At 74.3% G+C, this 17,224-nt stretch carries 14 protein-coding genes and 1 riboswitch; of the genes, 11 read left to right on the forward strand and 3 right to left on the reverse strand.

The window, feature by feature from the left end:
• The first annotated feature begins 35 nt into the window (after positions 1-35).
• From ABD324_RS17605 to ABD324_RS17650, 10 genes are all read left to right on the forward strand, one after another.
• Positions 36-680 carry a TetR/AcrR family transcriptional regulator gene (locus ABD324_RS17605; RefSeq protein ID WP_344417958.1) on the forward strand — a complete coding sequence of 215 codons (645 nt, stop codon included), beginning with the start codon at positions 36-38 and terminating at the stop codon, positions 678-680.
• Positions 681-740: 60 nt separating this feature from the next.
• Positions 741-1,031: an antibiotic biosynthesis monooxygenase family protein gene (locus ABD324_RS17610; protein ID WP_344417960.1), complete on the forward strand. Its 291-nt coding sequence runs from the start codon at positions 741-743 to the stop codon at positions 1,029-1,031.
• 26 nt (positions 1,032-1,057) lie between these two features.
• A complete protein-coding gene (locus ABD324_RS17615) occupies positions 1,058-1,927 on the forward strand; it encodes an MBL fold metallo-hydrolase (protein ID WP_344417962.1) in 870 nt (289 codons plus the stop codon).
• Between the two features lie 9 nt (positions 1,928-1,936).
• Positions 1,937-2,872, forward strand: a complete 936-nt coding sequence (locus ABD324_RS17620; protein ID WP_344417964.1) for a zinc-binding dehydrogenase — start codon at positions 1,937-1,939, stop codon at positions 2,870-2,872.
• 151 nt (positions 2,873-3,023) lie between these two features.
• Complete coding sequence (locus tag ABD324_RS17625) at positions 3,024-4,661, forward strand: ABC transporter substrate-binding protein (RefSeq protein WP_344417966.1); 1,638 nt, start codon at positions 3,024-3,026, stop codon at positions 4,659-4,661.
• Entirely contained in the window at positions 4,658-5,575 is a 918-nt protein-coding gene (locus ABD324_RS17630) for an ABC transporter permease (RefSeq protein WP_344417968.1), read from the forward strand. The genes ABD324_RS17625 and ABD324_RS17630 overlap by 4 nt, the downstream gene beginning before the upstream one ends.
• Positions 5,572-6,417 (forward strand): ABC transporter permease, encoded by an 846-nt coding sequence (locus ABD324_RS17635; RefSeq protein WP_344417970.1) that lies wholly within the window; start codon positions 5,572-5,574, stop codon positions 6,415-6,417. Before ABD324_RS17630 ends, ABD324_RS17635 begins: the two co-directional genes overlap by 4 nt.
• Positions 6,414-8,081: a dipeptide ABC transporter ATP-binding protein gene (locus tag ABD324_RS17640; protein ID WP_344417972.1), complete on the forward strand. Its 1,668-nt coding sequence runs from the start codon at positions 6,414-6,416 to the stop codon at positions 8,079-8,081. Before ABD324_RS17635 ends, ABD324_RS17640 begins: the two co-directional genes overlap by 4 nt.
• A gap of 194 nt (positions 8,082-8,275) precedes the next feature.
• A complete protein-coding gene (locus ABD324_RS17645; protein ID WP_344417974.1) occupies positions 8,276-10,603 on the forward strand; it encodes a molybdopterin-dependent oxidoreductase in 2,328 nt (775 codons plus the stop codon).
• Positions 10,600-12,000 carry a protein adenylyltransferase SelO gene (locus ABD324_RS17650; protein ID WP_344417976.1) on the forward strand — a complete coding sequence of 467 codons (1,401 nt, stop codon included), beginning with the start codon at positions 10,600-10,602 and terminating at the stop codon, positions 11,998-12,000. Before ABD324_RS17645 ends, ABD324_RS17650 begins: the two co-directional genes overlap by 4 nt.
• A gap of 36 nt (positions 12,001-12,036) precedes the next feature.
• Here the strand turns inward: ABD324_RS17650 and ABD324_RS17655 are convergent, their stop codons facing one another.
• The 3 genes from ABD324_RS17655 to ABD324_RS17665 all read right to left on the reverse strand — a co-directional run bounded on the left by ABD324_RS17655 (position 12,037) and on the right by ABD324_RS17665 (position 16,072).
• On the reverse strand, positions 12,037-14,241 hold the full coding sequence (locus ABD324_RS17655; RefSeq protein WP_344417978.1) for an LLM class flavin-dependent oxidoreductase: 2,205 nt from the start codon (positions 14,239-14,241) through the stop codon (positions 12,037-12,039).
• Positions 14,241-15,383, reverse strand: coding sequence for an LLM class flavin-dependent oxidoreductase (locus ABD324_RS17660; RefSeq protein WP_344417980.1), 1,143 nt, complete (start codon positions 15,381-15,383; stop codon positions 14,241-14,243). The genes ABD324_RS17655 and ABD324_RS17660 overlap by 1 nt, the downstream gene beginning before the upstream one ends.
• A 197-nt stretch (positions 15,384-15,580) precedes the next feature.
• Positions 15,581-15,673: riboswitch (SAM riboswitch) on the reverse strand.
• Between the two features lie 45 nt (positions 15,674-15,718).
• Positions 15,719-16,072 (reverse strand): winged helix-turn-helix transcriptional regulator, encoded by a 354-nt coding sequence (locus ABD324_RS17665; RefSeq protein WP_425565865.1) that lies wholly within the window; start codon positions 16,070-16,072, stop codon positions 15,719-15,721.
• A gap of 124 nt (positions 16,073-16,196) precedes the next feature.
• On the opposite strand from ABD324_RS17665, the gene ABD324_RS17670 reads away from it, so the two are divergent.
• The gene (locus ABD324_RS17670; protein ID WP_344417984.1) at positions 16,197-17,006 is read left to right on the forward strand and encodes an alpha/beta fold hydrolase; all 810 of its coding nucleotides are present in this window, start codon (positions 16,197-16,199) and stop codon (positions 17,004-17,006) included.
• The last annotated feature ends 218 nt before the right edge of the window (positions 17,007-17,224 follow it).

Raw genomic sequence — 17,224 nt, forward strand, 5'->3', positions numbered from 1 at the left:
TCGCCTTTCACGCCCACGTCCCGTAGGCTCGCTGGATGGCCGTCACCACCGACCGAGCCCCCGCCGCGCGTGGGCTCCTGGGCAAGCGCCGGGTGATGCTCGACGCCGCGGTCGTCCTCTTCCTGCGAGAGGGCTACGCGCGCACGACGATCGACGCTGTCGCCGCGGAGGCGGGGATCTCCAAGCAGACCGTCTACAACCACGTCGGGGACAAGGAGCGACTGTTCCTCGAGGCAGTCGCGGACGCGTTGGAGCCAGTCGCCACCGAGGTGAGCGATCTCGTCGACTCGACCCTGCGCCGATTCGGGAAGCTCGAGGAGGACCTGGCGGCTTTCGGCGTCGGATGGCTGTCGGTCACCACCCGCCCACGGATCGCCGCGCTGCGCCGGCTCGTGGTCGCCGAGGGCGAGCACTTCCCGCAGCTGCGCTCGGCATGGCGCCGCTCGGTCCGCGATCCCGCGCTGACCAACCTCACGAACTTCCTCGCCTGCTCCTCGTCCAGAGGCGCGGTGCTCGTCTCGGGCGACCCGGCCCGCGCGGCCCGCCAACTCCTCGCGCTCCTCAGCGGCGAGGCCGAGGAGCTGTCCACCTCAGGGGCCGACGATCCCGCCCGCGCTCCCCTTGAGGAACTGGTCGACGACGCCGTGTCCCTCTTCCTCCGCGCCCACGCGCCCGTGTAGCTGGACTCCATCGGCACTCCAGCCGCCACGCCCAGCCTGGGTGCGAGGTGAGGAGGCGCGATGGTGGTGTTCGTCAACACCCTGCGGCTGACGGGGGACGCGAGCGAGCTCGAGGCGATCTACCGGGACGTGGCTGCACATTTCTCGCGGCAGGCGGGGCTGATCGGGTTCCGGCTGCTGCGGTCCACCGAGGACCCGGCCGTCTACGTCAACGTGGCCGAGTGGCGTGACGTCGAGTCCTTCCGGGCCGCGACCCGCCATCCGGCGTTCCGGGGCGCGCGCCGGATCTCGGAGGTGTCGGCGGGTGACCCGCACCTGTGCGAGACCGTGCTCGAGGGTGGGCCGGCCTGAGCGCCCTGACCGAGGTTGCGGACGGCGTGTTCGCGCATCTCCAGCCGCCGGGCGGCTGGGGGCTGAGCAACGCGGCGCTCGTCCGCGGGCCGGACGCACTGGTCCTGGTGGACACCGCGGCCACCGAGGCGCGCACCCGCGACCTCGTCGCGGCGATCGCCCGGGTCGACCGCCGCCCGGTGTCGGCGCTGGTCGCCACCCACGACCATGGCGACCACACCTTCGGCAACAGCGCGTTCGCCGACACCGCGACGATCGTCTCCCACCACCGTGCCCGGGCCGGCGTCGTCACCCGCGGGCTCGCGATGACCGAGCTCTGGCCGGACACGGACTGGGGCGATCTGCGCGTCGCGCCGCCCACCCTGACCTACTCGTCGGCCCTCACGCTCCACGCCGGGCAGCCGGTCGAACTGATCCATCCGGGACCGGCCCACACCACGGGCGACACCCTGGTCTGGCTGCCCGAACGGCGTGTCCTCATCGCCGGGGACGTCGTGCTGGGCGGGGTCACGCCGTTCGTCCTCATGGGGTCGGTCCGCGGCACCCTGGACACCCTCGACCTGATCCGCGACCTCGATCCGCTCGTGATCGTCGGCGGGCACGGCACCGTCACCGGCCCGGAGGCACTCGACGTCGCCGAGGCCTACCTGCAACGGGTCCTCGCGCTCGCCCGGGAGGGACATGAGCAGGGCCTCGGCCCGCTCGAGGTTGCCCGCCGCGCCGGGTACGGCGAGTTCGCCGATCTGCTCGACGCCGAACGGCTCGTCGCCAACCTGCACCGCGCCTACCGGGAGATCGACGCATCCGGCTCGCCGCTCGCCGTCCACCTACCCTCCGCCCCCGCGACGGCCGACATGGTCGCGCTGCGGGGCGGCCCGCTGGAGTGCCTCGCCTAGGGAGAACACATGAAAGCCCTGCTCACCACCGGAACCGGTCCGTACGGGATCGCGCTCGGCGACCGCCCCGATCCCGTACCCGGTGCCACCGAGGTCCTCGTCGCGGTCGAGGCGGTCGGGGTGAACCGCGGCGAGCTCGCCCGCATCGCCGTCTCCCCAGCCGGCGCGCCGCTGGGCTGGGACGTCTACGGCCACGTGGTCCGCCCCGCCGACGACGGATCGGGTCCGCCGGCCGGGACACCGGTCGTCGGGCTGTCCGGCGGCGAGGGCTGGGCGGAGCTCGCGGTCCTGGCGACGGATCGGTTGGCGGCCGTCCCGGAAGTCCTCGGCAGCACCGCGGCGGCCCTCCCGGTCGCCGGGCTCACCGCCCGCTACGCGCTGCGCGCCGCCGGTCCCCCCACCGGCCGGACCGTCGCGATCACCGGAGCCGGCGGCGGCGTGGGACGGATCGCCGTCCAGCTCGCCGCCGTGGCCGGGGCGCGGACAATCGCACTGGTCGGCGACCCTTCACAGCACCAGGACCTCGCCCACGCCGGGGCCGATGTCGTCGCGGCCTACGGCGCCGACACCGGACCGGTCGACGTCCTGCTCGACTCGGTGGGCGGAGAGGCCCTCACCGCCGCGTTCGACCGCGTGCGGCCCGGCGGGGTCGTCGTCGCCTTCGGCAACTCCTCCCGGGCACCGCTGCAGCTCCCGCCCACCTGGGCACGGGACCGTCCCGGGGTCACGCTGCGCGGGCTCGGGCTGTTCGACGAGATCACCCGCCAGCACACCGCACGCGACCTGGAGGGGCTCGTCATCCGGGCCGCGGCCGGCCGGTTGGATCCGAACGTCGTCGTCACCACCGGCTGGGAGGACGCCCCCGCCGTCCTGCAGGGGCTCAACGAGCGCCGGATCGCGGGCAAGGCGGTCCTCCTCACCGGATCGCACGGCGCTGGAGCCTGACTCGCGCACCCCTGGAGCCGCACAGCCGCGGCCGCCGACCGGCTGGAGTCCGGCTGGAGGCCCGCCACACCGCGCTGGCGCGGCGCTGACCTGCTCTGTTCACTCCCCGCAGCGCCACTCGGCGCACCCCTGAAGCAGAAAGGCCCCGCCCATGCCCCGCCGCCTGTTCGCCGCGGTCGCCGCGTCCAGCGCCCTGCTCCTCGCCGCCTGCGGATCGGCCCCCGGCACGGGCGGCACCGACGCCGGGGCCACACCGGTCCCCGGCGGCACTCTCGCCTTCGCGGTGAACCGGGACGCCACCTGCCCGCTCGACCCGCAGCAGAGCCCGGCCTCGCTGACCAGCCTGCTGGCCCGGCCGGTCGTCGACTCGCTCGTGGCCCTCGGCCCGGACAGCACCGTGAAGCCGTGGCTCGCCACCGAGTGGACCGTGTCGCCCGACGGCACGGCGTACACCTTCACGCTCCGCCCGGACGTCGCGTTCACCAACGGCGAGAAGCTCGACGCGGCCGCGGTGAAGACCAACCTGGACCGCATCGTCGCCCCGGCCACCAAGTCCCAGGCAGCGGCGAGCCTGCTCGCCGCATACGCCGGCACGAGGGTGATCGACGCGAGCCACGTCGAGATCGACCTGAAGCGGCCCGACTCCACGCTCCTCACCAACCTCTCGACGCCCGCGCTGGGCATCCAGGCCCCCGGCTCGCTGACCCGCACGCCCGCGGAGGTCTGCACGCAGATCGTCGGCAGCGGGCCCTTCACCGCCGGCGCCTACACCCCGGCGAAGGGCTTGTCGTACACCAAGAATCCCGCGTACCAGTGGGGTCCTGGCACGAGCGCCCACACCGGGCCCGCCTATCTCGACGGGATCACCGTCTCGGTCGTTCCCGAGGACACCTCACGGGTCGGCGCGCTCTCGAGCGGCCAGATCGACGTGGCCTCGGACATCCCCCCGGTCAACGTCGCGGACATCTCCGCGAACTCCCAGCTCGCCCTCGAGAAGTTCACCGCGCCCGGCGGGGTCTACAGCTACTTCCCGAACGTCAGCCGCGGCCCGTTCGCGGATGTCAACGTGCGCAAGGCGTTCCGTGCCGGCATCGACTGGAACACCCTGGTGAAGCAGCTGTTCTTCGGGGTCTACGACGCGGCCTCGGGCCCGTTGTCCCCCACCACGTTCGCCTACGACAAGCAGTCCTCGGCCGCCTACGCCTACGACCGCGACGCGGCCAACCGGCTGCTCGACCAGGCGGGCTGGACGACCCGCGACGCCGAGGGCTTCCGTACCAAGGACGGCACCCGGCTGACCCTGGTCCATCCCTTCCTCGCCAGCCGCGCCTCCGCCGCCAACGCCACGCTCGCCGTCCAGGTCCAGGCCGCCGCCAAGCAGCTCGGCATCGACGTGCAGACGCAGAACGTCGAGTACCCCGCCTACCTGGCAGCCTTCGTGAACAACCAGTACGACCTGTTCGACTTCAGCTGGTCGGGCTCCTCGCCCAGCGTCCTGGGCACGCTGTTCGGCAGCAACAACATCTCCACCGGCGGCAAGTTCGCCACGAACGCCTCGCGGCTCGCCGACCCGCAGCTCGACCAGGCCCTGAGCACGGCGCTCGCCGCGAAGGACCCGGCCGCGCAGGTGGCGGCGTACGCCAAGGCGCAGCAGGCTGTGGCCGACCAGGCCGCCGTGTTCCCCGCGTACGTCACCACGGTCGCTGTCGGCACGCGGGCGGACGTGCACGGGATCGGCTTCGCGCCGGACGGCTACCCGACCTTCTACGACGCCTGGAAGGGCAAGTGACGGCGGTCCGGCGGCTGCTCGGCGGCCTGGCCGTCGTCTGGGGCGCGGTCACGCTGACGTTCCTGGCGCTGCACCTCACGCCCGGCTCCACGGTGGACGCCATCGTCGGGCAGTCCGTGGTGACGCCGGAGGTGCGCGCACAGATCGTGGCCGAGTACGGACTCGACCAGCCACTGTGGATCCAGTACCTGTCGTACCTGGGCCGGCTGGTCCGCGGTGACCTCGGCCATTCCTACGGCCAGGGCACGCAGGTCGCCGAGGCGATCGGCGAGCAGTTCGGCTCCACTCTGCTACTCGTGGCGGTGGGGCTCGGGCTCGCCTTCGGCGGGGCCGTCCTGGTGGCGGCCGCGACGGCGCACCGCTCCCGCTGGTGGCGCGGCTCGGCGGTCGGGGCGGAGCGGGTCAGCGTGGCGGTGCCGCCCTTCTGGCTCGGCATCCTGCTGCTGGTCGCGTTCTCCTTCTCACTGCGCTGGTTCCCCGCGATCGGCAGTGACAGCCCGCGCGGCCTGGTCCTGCCGGCCGTGGCACTCGCCGTCGCACCCGCCGCGATGCTCAGCCAGGTCATGAGGCACGCCCTGGAGAAGACCCTGGAGGAACCCTTCGTGACGAGTGCACGGGCACGCGGGCTGACCCGCACGGCGGTGCTCGCCCGGCATGCCGTCCGCCACGCGCTGCTGCCGGTCGTCACGCTGGCCGGCTGGCTGGTCGCGGCGTTCATCGGCGGCGCGATCGTCACCGAGACGGTGTTCGCCCGCCAGGGCCTCGGACGGCTCACCGTGACCGCGATCGAGGGGAAGGACTTTCCCCTGGTGTCCGGGCTGGTACTGGTCTCGGCGGTGGCCTACGTCGTCGTCGGGATCGGGGTCGACGCGCTGTACGGCGTCCTCGATCCCCGGCTGCGGGCGAGCACGTGACCGCCCCTACGGTGCCGGTCGGGGCTCCCCGCCGGCCGGTCCGCCCGGCCCTGCTCACCGGCGTCGCCTTCCTGGTGCTGCTGGCGGTCGCCGTGATCGCGCCCCGCGCGCTCACCTCGATCGACCCCACCGCCGCCGATCCCCTCCAGATCCTGCAGCCACCGGGTGCCGGGCACTGGCTGGGAACGGACCAGAACGGGCGGGACGTCTTCGCGCGCATCGTCGCGGGCGCGCGCCCGTCGGTGCTGATCGGGATCTTCTCCTCCGCGCTGGCGCTGTTGGCGGGAACGGTCCTCGGCGTCCTGGGCGCGAAGGGTGGGCGGGTCGGCAGTGCGATCGTCACGCGGCTGCTCGACATCGTGCTCGCCGTGCCGGGCCTGCTACTGGTGCTCCTGGCGGTCGCCGTCCTCGGATCGGGGACCGGGCCAGCCGTGGCCGGGCTCGCGCTCGTCACCACGCCCGGCTATGCGCGGCTGGTGCGCGGTGAGGTCATCCGGCTCCGCGACGCCGAGTTCGTGCGTGCCGCGCACGGGCTCGGCTGGACCCGGACCCAGGTCGTCCTGCGGCACGTCGTCCCCAACGCGATGGGACCGGTGACCGTGCTGGCCACCCTCGGCATCGGCTCGACCATCGCCGCCGCGGCCTCGCTCAGCTACCTCGGCCTCGGTGCGCAGGAGCCCGCGGCGGAGTGGGGCCTGATGCTCTCGGTCAGCACCGCCTACTTCTCCCGCGCCTGGTGGTCCGCGGTGTTCCCCGGGATCGCGATCACCGCGACGGTGCTGGCGATCACCGTGGTCGGCCACCATCTGCAGCTGCGCTTCGACGGGCGGAGAGCCTCGTGACCCCGGTACTCGAGGTCCCCTTGCTGGATGTCACCGACCTGCGCGTCACGTTCGGGCACGGGCGCGCGGCCCGCGAGGTGGTCCACGGCGTGTCGTTCACCCTGGCCGCCAGCGAGTGCGTCGCGATCGTGGGCGAGTCCGGATCGGGCAAGAGCGTCACCGCGCGCAGCCTGCTCGGGCTGGCCGGGATCGGCGGCACCGTTCACGCCGGTCGGCTCGACATCGCCGGGGAGGACGCCCGCGCCTTCACCGAACGCCGCTGGCGTCAGGTGCGCGGCGGGCAGGTCGGCCTGGTCCTGCAGGACGCGCTCGGCTCGCTCGATCCGGTCCGGAAAGTGGCGGCCGAGATCACCGACGCCCTGCGGACCCACCGCACCGTGACTCCGGCACAACGGCCACAACGGGTTCACGAGCTCCTCGCCGCCGTCGGCGTCCCCGATCCCGAGATCCGCGCGCAGCAGTACCCGCACCAGCTCTCCGGCGGGCTGCGCCAGCGGGCCCTGATCGCGACGGCCATTGCCGCCGATCCCGCCGTCCTGGTCGCCGACGAGCCCACGACCGCCCTCGACGTCACCGTCCAGGCGCAGGTGCTCGACCTGCTGGCCGCGCGCAAGGACGCGGGCATGGCCCTGCTCCTGATCAGCCACGATCTCGCCGTCGTGTCCCGGATCGCGGACCGGGTGCTGGTGATGAAGGACGGCGAGGTGGTGGAGAGCGGCCCGGGCCGGGAGGTCCTGGGCGACCCGCGGCACGCCTACACCCGGCGGCTGATCGCGGCTGTGCCGTCGGCGCACCCGCGCGGCAGCCGGCTGAGCCTCGACGCGGCACCGGCCCCGACCCGGCCGGTCCTGTCCGGCGGGGAGGTCGTCCTCGAGGCCCACGACCTGCGAAAGGTCTACGCGACGCCGGACGGGGGTTCACTCACCGCCGTCGACGGGGTGTCGCTCGCTGTGCGGGCCGGGCGGACCGTCGGGGTGGTGGGCGAGTCCGGCTCCGGCAAGACGACGACCGGGCACCTGCTGTTCGGGTACGGCAGGCCGGACGGGGGAACGGTCAGCGTGGACGGCCGGGCCTGGGCGGACCACTCCCCCGCCGAGCTGCGCAGACTGCACCAGCGCTTCCCGGTTGTCCACCAGGATCCGGCGGCGTCGTTCGACCCGCGCTACACGGTCGGCCGCACGGTCGCCGAGCCCCTGCAGGTCGCCGGCGTCCCGCGCCCGGAGCGGCGGCGCCGGGTGGCGGAGCTGCTCGGCCGGGTGGGGCTCGATCCCGCCCTCGCCGAACGCCACCCCCGGCAGCTCTCCGGCGGGCAGCGCCAGCGCGTCGCGATCGCCCGTGCGCTGGCCCTCGAACCGAGGGTCGTGCTGTGCGACGAGCCGGTGTCCGCCCTGGACGTGTCGGTGCAGGCGCAGATCCTCGACCTCCTCGCGGACCTGCAGGCCACCCTCGGCATCGCCTACGTCTTCATCTCCCACGACCTCGGTGTCGTCCGGCACGTGAGCGACGAGGTCCTGGTGATGCAGCACGGCCGGGTCGTCGAGCAGGGCGACGTCGAGGACGTCTTCGAGCGGCCGCAGCACCCGTACACGAAGAGTCTCCTCGACGCGGTCCCGACGCTCGACGCCCCGCTGAGAGCGGCGCCACACCCGTCGCGTTCCGCTTGACCGGCCGCGGGGCGCGTCACACGATCGACGGGAGGTGGCCCGCGCGGGGCCGTGGCCGGCCGGGGGTGGACGTGATCGGGCGTGATCTCGTCGGGCGCCGCCACGTCGACCTCAAGCGCACCGCCAGCGCGGCGTGTCGGGGCCGCTGAGCATCCGCGCCCGCACACCGGCACTGCCCCGAGGACGACCGCGCCATGCCCGAGTCCCTGTCCCCCACCCGCCGTGAGGTCCCCACCGCCAGCCACTTCGGCACGTACGTCGCCGAGACGGACGGGCGGCGGATCCTGGGCCTGCGCCCCGACCCGGCCGATCCCGAGCCCTCGTCGATCGGCCTCGGGGTCCCGTCCACTCTGGACTCACCGGCCCGGCTGACCGCGCCGTACGTGCGGCGCGGTTATCTCGAGCGCGGGCCGGGGCCCGCCGGAGGGGCGCGCGGCCGCGACCCCTACGTCCGGGTCGACTGGGACACCGCCCTCTCGCTGGCCGCGTCGGCGCTGCGCGACACGATCGCCGAGCACGGCAACCCCGCGATCTTCGGCGGTTCGTACGGCTGGGGCTCGGCAGGCCGCTTCCACCATCCGCAGTCGCAGATCCACCGTTTCCTCAACCTGCTCGGCGGCTACACGCGCTCGGTCGAGTCGTACTCGTCCGCGGCGATGCAGGTGATCCTGCGCCGGGTGGGCGGCGGCTACGGGGCGGCATTGGCGTCGAACCCGACCTGGCGCGAGATCGGCGAGCAGCGGTCGCTGGTACTGGCCTTCGGCGGCCTCCCCGCCCGGAACGCGCAGGTCAACGGCGGCGGGATCGGCCGGCACACGAACCTGGCGGACCAGCGGTGGGCCCGTGCCCAGGGCGCCGAGTTCGTGTCGATCTCCCCGCTCCACGACGACGTCGACGACGCGCTGGAGGCCACCCGGCTCCCCGCCCGGCCCGGCACCGACGTCGCGATCATGCTCGCGCTCGCCCACGAGCTCGTCACCGCGGGCGCGCACGACCAGGACTTCCTGCGGCGCTGCACGGTCGGCTGGGAGACCTTCGAGGCCTACCTGCTCGGCCGCACCGACGGCGTCCCCAAGACGCCCGCGTGGGCCGGCCCGATCAGCGGGCTGCCGGCCGCGGACATCGCCGCCCTCGCCCGCCGGATGCGCGGGCGCCGCACGGTGATCACCACGTCCTACTCCCTGCAGCGCGCGGACCACGGCGAGCAGGCCCCGTGGATGGCGCTGACGCTCGCCGCGATCAGCGGCTCGCTCGGCCTCCCCGGCGGCGGCTTCGGTGCGGCACTGGGCGCGCTGCACCAGCTCGGCCTGGAGCCCTCGCGGTTCCGGCCGGCCGCGCTGCCCCAGGGGCGGCGTGGGGTCGACGCGTTCATCCCGGTCGCCCGGATCGCGGACATGCTCCTGCACCCCGGCGAACCCTTCCGGTACGACGGCGCGCAGCTCACCTATCCGGACGTCCGGCTCGTGTACTGGGTGGGCGGCAACCCGTTCCACCATCACCAGGACCTGAACCGGCTGGTCCGGGCCTGGCAGCGGCCCGAGACCGTGATCGTGCACGAGCACTTCGCCAACGCGCTCGCCCGCCACGCCGACATCGTGTTCCCCGCGGCCACCTGGCTCGAACGCGACGACTTCGCGGCCGGCTCGGCGGACCCGTTCGTCTCGGCGATGGTGCGGGCGGCCGAACCGCCGCCCGAGGTCCGCACCGACCACGCGATCCTGGCCGGGCTCGCGGCGGAGCTCGGCATCGCGGACGAGTTCACCGAGGGACGCACCGAGGCGGAGTGGATCGAGCACCTCTACGCACAGACGCGCGCGCACGCCACCGAGCTGGGCGCGGAGCTCCCGACGCTGGCGGAGCTGCGCGAGATCGGCACGGTCGCCCTCCCCCAGCCACCGCCCGCCCTCGCGCCGTACACCGCGCTGCGCGACCACGCCGATGCCAACCGGCTCCACACGCCGTCCGGAAAGATCGAGATCTTCTCCGAGCGGATCGCGGGATTCGGCCTGCCGGACTGCCCGGGCCACCCGACCTGGCTGGAACCCGTGGAATGGCTCGGCGCGCCCGGGGCGGTCACCTACCCGTTGCACCTGATCTCCGGACAGCCCGACCGCCGGCTGCACTCCCAGTTCGACAACGGCTCCCACTCGCGGGCCGGCAAGGTCGCGGGCCGGGAGCCGGTTCTGATCAACCCCGCGGACGCGGCGGCCCGCGGGATCGTCGACGGCGCGGTGGTGCGGCTGCACAACGCCCGCGGCGAGTGCCTGGCCGGGGCCGTCGTGTCGGACCGGATCCGCCCGGGCGTCGTCCGCCTGTCGACGGGTGCCTGGTACGACCCGTCCGGACCCGGCGGCCTCGACGTGCACGGCAACGCCAACACCCTCACCCCGGACCGGGGCACCTCCGCGCTCGCCCAGGGCCCGAGCGCGCACAGCTGCCTGGTCGAGATCGAGGCCTACCGAGGCGATCCGCCGCCGGTCACCGTGTTCGGCCCCCTCCCGACGGCAGGACCCACCTCGTGACGACCTCCCGCGCCCCGTTCGACCTCGACGCCACCTACGCCCGGGACGTGCCGGCCCTGTCGCTGCCCTGGCAGGCGGTGCCGGCCCCCGATCCGCGGCTGCTCGTCCTCAACGAGGAGCTCGCCGCCGAGCTGGGCGCCGACCCCGACCTGCTCCGCGAGCCCGCCGGGGTGGCGCTGCTGACGGGCACCGGCCTGCCGGACGGCATGACCACGACCGCGCTGGTCTATGCCGGCCACCAGTGGGGCGTCTACAAGCCGCGCCTGGGCGACGGGCGGGCGCTGCTGCTCGGCGAGGTGGTCGACACCCGCGGGCGGCGCCGCGACCTGCACCTCAAGGGCACCGGGCCCACCCCGTACTCCCGGGGCTACGACGGCATGGCGGCCGTCGGGCCGATGCTGCGCGAGTACCTGATGGGCGAGACCATGCACGCCCTCGGGATCCCGACGACCCGCGCGCTCGCCGTCGTCGCCACGGGGGTGGAGATCACCCGGGACCGCCCGCTCCCGGGTGCCGTGCTGGCCCGGGTCGCCGGGAGCCACCTGCGCGTGGGCACGGTCCAGTACGCGGCCGGGTTGGACGATCCCGCTGTGCTGCAGGCACTCGTCGCGCATGCGATCGCCCGGCACCACCCGGACGCGTCCGACGCCCTCGAGCTCTTCTCCCACGTGGTCGACGCGCAGGCCTCGCTCGTGGCCCGCTGGATGCTCGTCGGGTTCGTGCACGGGGTGATGAGCACGGACAACACGACGCTCTCGGGCGAGACGATCGACTTCGGGCCCTGCGCGTTCATGGACGCCGTCGACCCGGCCACCGTCTTCAGCTCGCTGGACACGAAGGGGCGCTACGCCTACGGCAGCCAGCCCGCGATCCTGCGGTGGAACCTCGCCCGGCTCGGCGAGAGCCTGGGTCTCGGCGAGGCCGCGGACGATGTGCTCGCCGACTACCCGCGGACCTACGAGCGGCACTGGAACGCCGGCATGGCGGCCAAACTCGGACTGTCCACACCGGACCCCGTGCTCGCCGCGGACCTGATGGAACTCCTGCACGCCCAGGGAGTCGACTTCACGACCTTCTTCCGGGCCCTCGCCGCCGGGACGGCCCGGGACCTCTTCCTCGACCGCCGGGCGTTCGACGCGTGGGCGGCCCGCCGGGAGGCCCGGCTCCCCGCCGACCGGGCGGCGGTCGCAGCCGGCATGGACCGCGTCAACCCCCTCTACATCCCGCGCAACCACGTCACTGACGCCGCCCTCGGCGCCGCCGAGCAGGGCGATCTCGCCCCGTTCCGCGCCCTGCTGGCGGCGGTCCGCGAGCCCTTCACCGGGCGCCGCGGCCTCGAGCGCCTCACCCTCCCGGGCCCGGCGGGGGCCGCACACGTCACCTACTGCGGGACCTGACCTCTCGCGCCGGCCCGCCGATCAGGACGAGGAACTTCACGCGGTCTCCTCCGTGAGTCGGGTCCGGGTCGCGACCGACCCGAGGAACCGGTGCCGCGCCGGGGCCGGCCCGCCGACCACCAGGAACGCGAGGTGCGGGGGCAAGCGGTCGAGCAGGCCGAGCAGGGTGGGCAACCGGGAGGCCGGCACGAGGGCGACGTCGACGGCCTCCTGCGCGTCGAGCAGCTCGGCCGGGTCCTCGACCACCTGCCCGACGACCGGCCGGCCGTGGACGCCGGACGCCACCGCGCCCGGACCGGCCACCCGGTAGGCGCCGACGTGGTCGATCGGCGCGATCCCCTCGCCGGTGGCGTAGACGCGGCGCTCCCGGTCGACGACCAGCGCGGAGTGCGGGTACGACGCCCAGAGGGCGCGCAGGACCCGCGCGGCCTCCGCCGTGGTGGCCGGGCCCGCCGGGGTGGGCGCGGCGAAGGGGCCGGGATCCCACGCCTCGGCGCCCGGCCGGCCCGCGGCGGACAGCCGGTCCCGGCCGGCGAGGACCACGCCGGTGCGCCCGCGCAGCCAGTGCTCCAGGCTGGCCACGGTCCGCGCGAGGTTCCACGGGTGTTCGCGCTCGACGGCCACCACAGGCAGGAATGCCAGGTCCGGGCGGCGCAGGCCGAGCACCGCGGCGGCCGTGGTGGGATCGAGCGCCGCCGCCGGCGCGGGCCCGAGCACGCGGTCGAGGCCCAGGACGTACCCGTCCGGGCCCGCGGGGAGCCGGTTCGGGTCGGCGACGGCCTCGGACAGGGCCTCCCCGGTGAGCGCCACGAGGTTCATCGGCCCGGCCGCCGTGAACCGCGCCGCCACCCCCGCGGGGGCCGGCGCGGCGGGATCCTCGGCCCGCGGGTCGGCCCGCCGGGCGAGGACGGTCGCCCGGGCCGCGGTCCGCCGGGCCGGGTCCGCGTCGAACCGCAGGTCCCCCGGTCGCCCGAACGGCGGCAGCCCGAGGTGCCCCGCGAAGGTGTCCGAGGTGTACTCGCGCTTGTAGATCCCCTTGCGCTGCAACGCCGGCACCAGCTCGTCGACCAGCACCTGCAGGGTCTCCAGGGTCAGGTCCGGCGCGAGCACGAAGCCGTCCGCGGCGCCCGCCTTGTACCAGTCCTCCAGGCGGTCGGCCAGCTGTTCGGGCGTCCCCACGAAGGTCGAGTGCCCGGATCCGACGAACCGGCTGCGGACGAGCAGCTGCGCCAACGGCAGTCCGGCGTTCTCGCGCAGGAACCCGTGGACCGACGCGCGGAACCCGAGGCTCACCGTCTCGGTCGCGGGCAGCTCGGCAAGGCGGTGCTCGGCCAGCAGCTCCAGCGGCAGCGGCTCCTGCGGGTCCAGTGTGGACACGTCGAAGTCGATCAGGCCGCTCAGCCAGGCGACCTGTTCGGCGGTGTGGTCCGGGGACTGGCCGTAGACGTCGGCGATCTTCGCCTCCGCCTCGGCCTGGGTGCTGCCGAGCACGAGCCGCAGGCCGGACAGGTAGTTCAGGTGCTCCGGCGGGCGGCCGAAGCTCCGGGCGTCGCCGCGGAAGGCGGCCCGGTGCGCGACCGCGCCGGAGCGCGTCAGGTCCGCCGCGAACACGCCGTTGGCGTACCGGCCGGCCAGGCTCCGCCCGGCGTCGGACGTGCTGGCCCGCACGATCGGGGGTCGTCCCTGCCGCGACGGCGGCACCGCCAGCCGGCCGTGCACCACGAACTGCTCGCTCTCGTGGTCGACCACCGCACCGGACCACAGGTCCGTGACGATCCCCACGAACTCCTCGGCCCGGGCGTAGCGGGTGTCGCGCGGCGGGTGCGAGGGCAACCCGAAGTTGGCGGCGGCCGCACCGGAGTGCGAGGTCACCACGTTCCACCCGAGCCGGCCGCCGACGAGGACGTCGAGCGAGAGCAACCGCTCCGCGAGCCGGAACGGGTCGTTGTAGGTGGTCGACGCGGTGAGCAGGAACCCGAGGTGCTCGGTGGCCTCGATCGCCGCCGTCCAGGCCGTGAAGCGGTCCAGCCCGTCGGCCACTGAGCTGGTCGGGTCGGTGATCTGCGAGGCGTCGCCGGTGAACACCGCGTCGAGCAGGCCGGCCTCGGCCAGCTGTGCGAACTCGGCCCAGTAGGCCGGGTCGTAGAGGGCGAACCGCGTGAGCCGCGGGGAGAGCCAGGCCGACGGCAGGTTGCCGTAGGTCCGCAGGTTGTAGGCGAGGAAGATCCCGTCGCGCGCCATCAGACGCCCCACGCCTTGGCCAACAGCTCGTAGCTGCGGACCCGGTCGGTGTGGTCGGTGGTGATCGTGGTGACGACCAGCTCGTCGGCGCCGGCGACGCGGGCGAGGGTCTTCAGCTGCTCGGTGACGGTGGTGGGTGAGCCCACGAACTGGGTGTCGACCCTGTCCTGCACCGCCGACCGCTCCCGGTCGGTCCACTCGCGGGCCAGAGCGTCTTCCGGCGTGACGTACGGGTGGGCGCCGCGGCCGCTGCGGATGTCGAGGACCCACTGTGCGTACGGGGCGGCGAGCTCCCGGGCCCGCTCGTCGTCGTCCGCGACGACGACGTCCGCGGACACCAGCACGTGCGGCTCGGCGACCCGGCCGGGCCTGAACGCCGCCCGGTAGGCCGCCACCGCGTCGAGCGTCGCGCTCGGCGAGGTGTGGTAGTTCGCCGCGAAGGGCAGCCCCAGCTCCCCCGCCACCTGCGCACTCGCCCCGGCACTGGCCCCCAGGACCAGGACCTCGACGTCGGCGCCCCGGGCCGGGGTGACCTCGAGCGGCCGCCCGTCCGGACGGGTCGAGGTGCCGTCGAAGTAGGACAGGATGTCCCGGACCTGGGCGCGGTAGTCCGGCGGGAGGTCGTCCGCGCTGAAGCCCAGCAGCTCCCCGAACGTCCCGAACAGCGACAGATCCCCGACGAACCGGGCGGGTGGCGGGATCAGCAACCCGTCGACCACGCGGGCGGGCGGTGCCGGGGGCGGCGCCGCCGCTCCGGGGGCGGCCTGTCCCTGACGGATCAACGTGAGCAGCTTGTGCAGGTCGAACCGGCCCAGCCCGACGTCGATCCGCCCCGGGTACACCGCACCCACCGTCCCGAACTGTTCGGCGACCGACAGCGGGGCCGTGTTCGGCAGCTGCACCGCACCGGATCCGACCCGGATCCGACCCGTCGCCGCGGCGATCAACGCCACCAGCACCGGCGTGGACGACGACGCCACACCGGGATTGAGGTGGTGCTCGGCCACCCAGTACCGGTGGTAGCCGGCGCGCTCCGCGACCTGCGCGAGATCGATCGAGTTGCGCAGCCCGTCCCCGGCCGTCCCGCCGGCGGGCACCGGGGAGAGATCGAGGACGGACAGCGGCGGACGGACTGCGGGCACGGCGGGACCTCCGGGAGAGGGGCCCGGGCACAGGAGGGCGCACGCGGGCCGCGCGAGGAAAGGGGAAAGGCGGTCGGGGACTCAGCCCGGACAGCAGGCACTGGCGACGCGCAGCAGGTCGACATGGCGCCGCTGTGCTCCGACGAATCCCTCCACGGAGCACCCTGCCGCGGACCCTGCGCCGACCCTCATCCCCGCCCCCATCGCTCCCGGCATGAGCACCCGCACCGCGAGGCGGCGGGTTGCTGCGGCGTCACTGAGCCAGGTCTCTCGGCCGCTCTGGATGGTGGCCCGAAGGCCGTGCCCCGACTCTACGTCGCGCGGGCGGCCCGCCGTCAAGACTCCGCCGCACGCCTCACGTCCGCCCGGGCGGCGTCGACCTCCGGCATGTGCCGTTCGGCCCACTCCCGCAGCGCCGCCAGCGGCACCTCCAGCGAGTCCCCGAGCGGGGTGAGCCGGTAGAACACCCGCGGCGGGACGGTGTGTTCGACCCGGCGCGCGACGAGACCGTCGGCCACGAGGTTCTGCAACGTCGTGGACAGCATCTTCTGCGAGACGCCCGGGATCCGGCCGCGCAGCTCCGTGAACCGCAGCTCGCCGGCTGCGGCCAGGACCTTGACCACCATCGACGTCCACTTGGTCCCGATGCGGTCCAGCAGCTTCCGGGTCGCGCAGGTGGGATCGAACAGGTCGCCCCGGCGGCCGCCACGGGTTACCCCGGCCTCACCACCTGACGTCGAGGTGCCGTCTTCCGCGAGCTCCGACATCCGCCTAGCGTCCCACCGGTCACTATTCGTGACCAGGGGAGGAACAGTGACCGAGCAGGTAAGGACGCGGACGAACGGGATCGAGCTGAACGTCGCCACCGCGGGCGCCGGGCCGCCGGTCGTTCTCCTGCACGGCTTCCCGCACACCTGGCGGGTGTGGTCGGAGATCATCGGCCCGCTGTCCGGTGGCCATCGCGTCCTGGCCCCGGACCTGCGCGGCTTCGGGGACAGCGAGGCGTCGGGCGAGGGCCTCGACGCCGGGACCCTCGCCACCGACATCGAGGGCCTGCTCGGCGGCGAGTCCGCCACCGTGGTCGCGCTCGACGCGGGCGTGCCGGTCGCCTTCCTGCTCGCCCTTCGTCGCCCGGACCTCGTGCGCAGGCTCGTGCTGGTCGAGGGCACGCTCGGCACGCTCCCCGGCGCCGAGGACTTCCTCGCGGGTGGTCCCCCGTGGTGGTTCGGCTTCCATGCCGTCCCCGGCCTCGCCGAGACCGTGCTGGCCGGCCACGAGGCCGAGTACGTCGGCTGGTTCTACGACCAAGGGACCCGGGGGCGGGGTGTTCGCCCCGACGTCCGGGAGGCCTTCGGCCGCGCCTACGCCCGGCCCGGCGCGCTGGGCCGCACCCTGGGGTTCTACCGTGCCCTGCCCCGCACCGGATCCCAGCTCGCCGAGGCGGCGAGCCGGACCCGGCTGACGGTGCCGACCACCGCCATCGGTGCCGCTCCCGTCGGCCGGGCCCTCGAACAGCAGCTCCGGCCGTTGTGCGAGGACCTCACCGGTCTCGTCGTGCCGGACTGCGGCCACATCGTGCCGCTCGACCGGCCCGCCGCCCTGCTCGAGGCGCTGTCACTCTGAGGTTCCCGGTCCCGCCGACCCCTCGGAGCGAACGCATACGAGTCGGCCCGCTCCGGAGCGCCGGGCAACCAACGACTCCCCTATTCCCGCGCTCGCTGTGCTGTGGTTCACGCTGGCCGGTCCGGTGCCGGTCTGGTTGTGTGGGTGGAGGTTCGCCCCAGGAGGAGTGAGAGATGCCCGGTCCGGCACGCGTGCTCGTCGCGCGACGCTGGCTGGAC

Source organism: Pseudonocardia ailaonensis (genome assembly GCF_039531635.1).
GTDB lineage: Bacteria > Actinomycetota > Actinomycetes > Mycobacteriales > Pseudonocardiaceae > Pseudonocardia > Pseudonocardia ailaonensis.

Coding starts and splice junctions, on each gene's coding strand:
- ABD324_RS17605 (WP_344417958.1), top strand. CDS start 36: ATGGCCGTCACCACCGACCGAGCCCCCGCCGCGCGTGGGCTCCTGGGC.
- ABD324_RS17610 (WP_344417960.1), top strand. CDS start 741: ATGGTGGTGTTCGTCAACACCCTGCGGCTGACGGGGGACGCGAGCGAG.
- ABD324_RS17620 (WP_344417964.1), top strand. CDS start 1,937: ATGAAAGCCCTGCTCACCACCGGAACCGGTCCGTACGGGATCGCGCTC.
- ABD324_RS17625 (WP_344417966.1), top strand. CDS start 3,024: ATGCCCCGCCGCCTGTTCGCCGCGGTCGCCGCGTCCAGCGCCCTGCTC.
- ABD324_RS17645 (WP_344417974.1), top strand. CDS start 8,276: ATGCCCGAGTCCCTGTCCCCCACCCGCCGTGAGGTCCCCACCGCCAGC.
- ABD324_RS17655 (WP_344417978.1), bottom strand. CDS start 14,241: ATGGCGCGCGACGGGATCTTCCTCGCCTACAACCTGCGGACCTACGGC.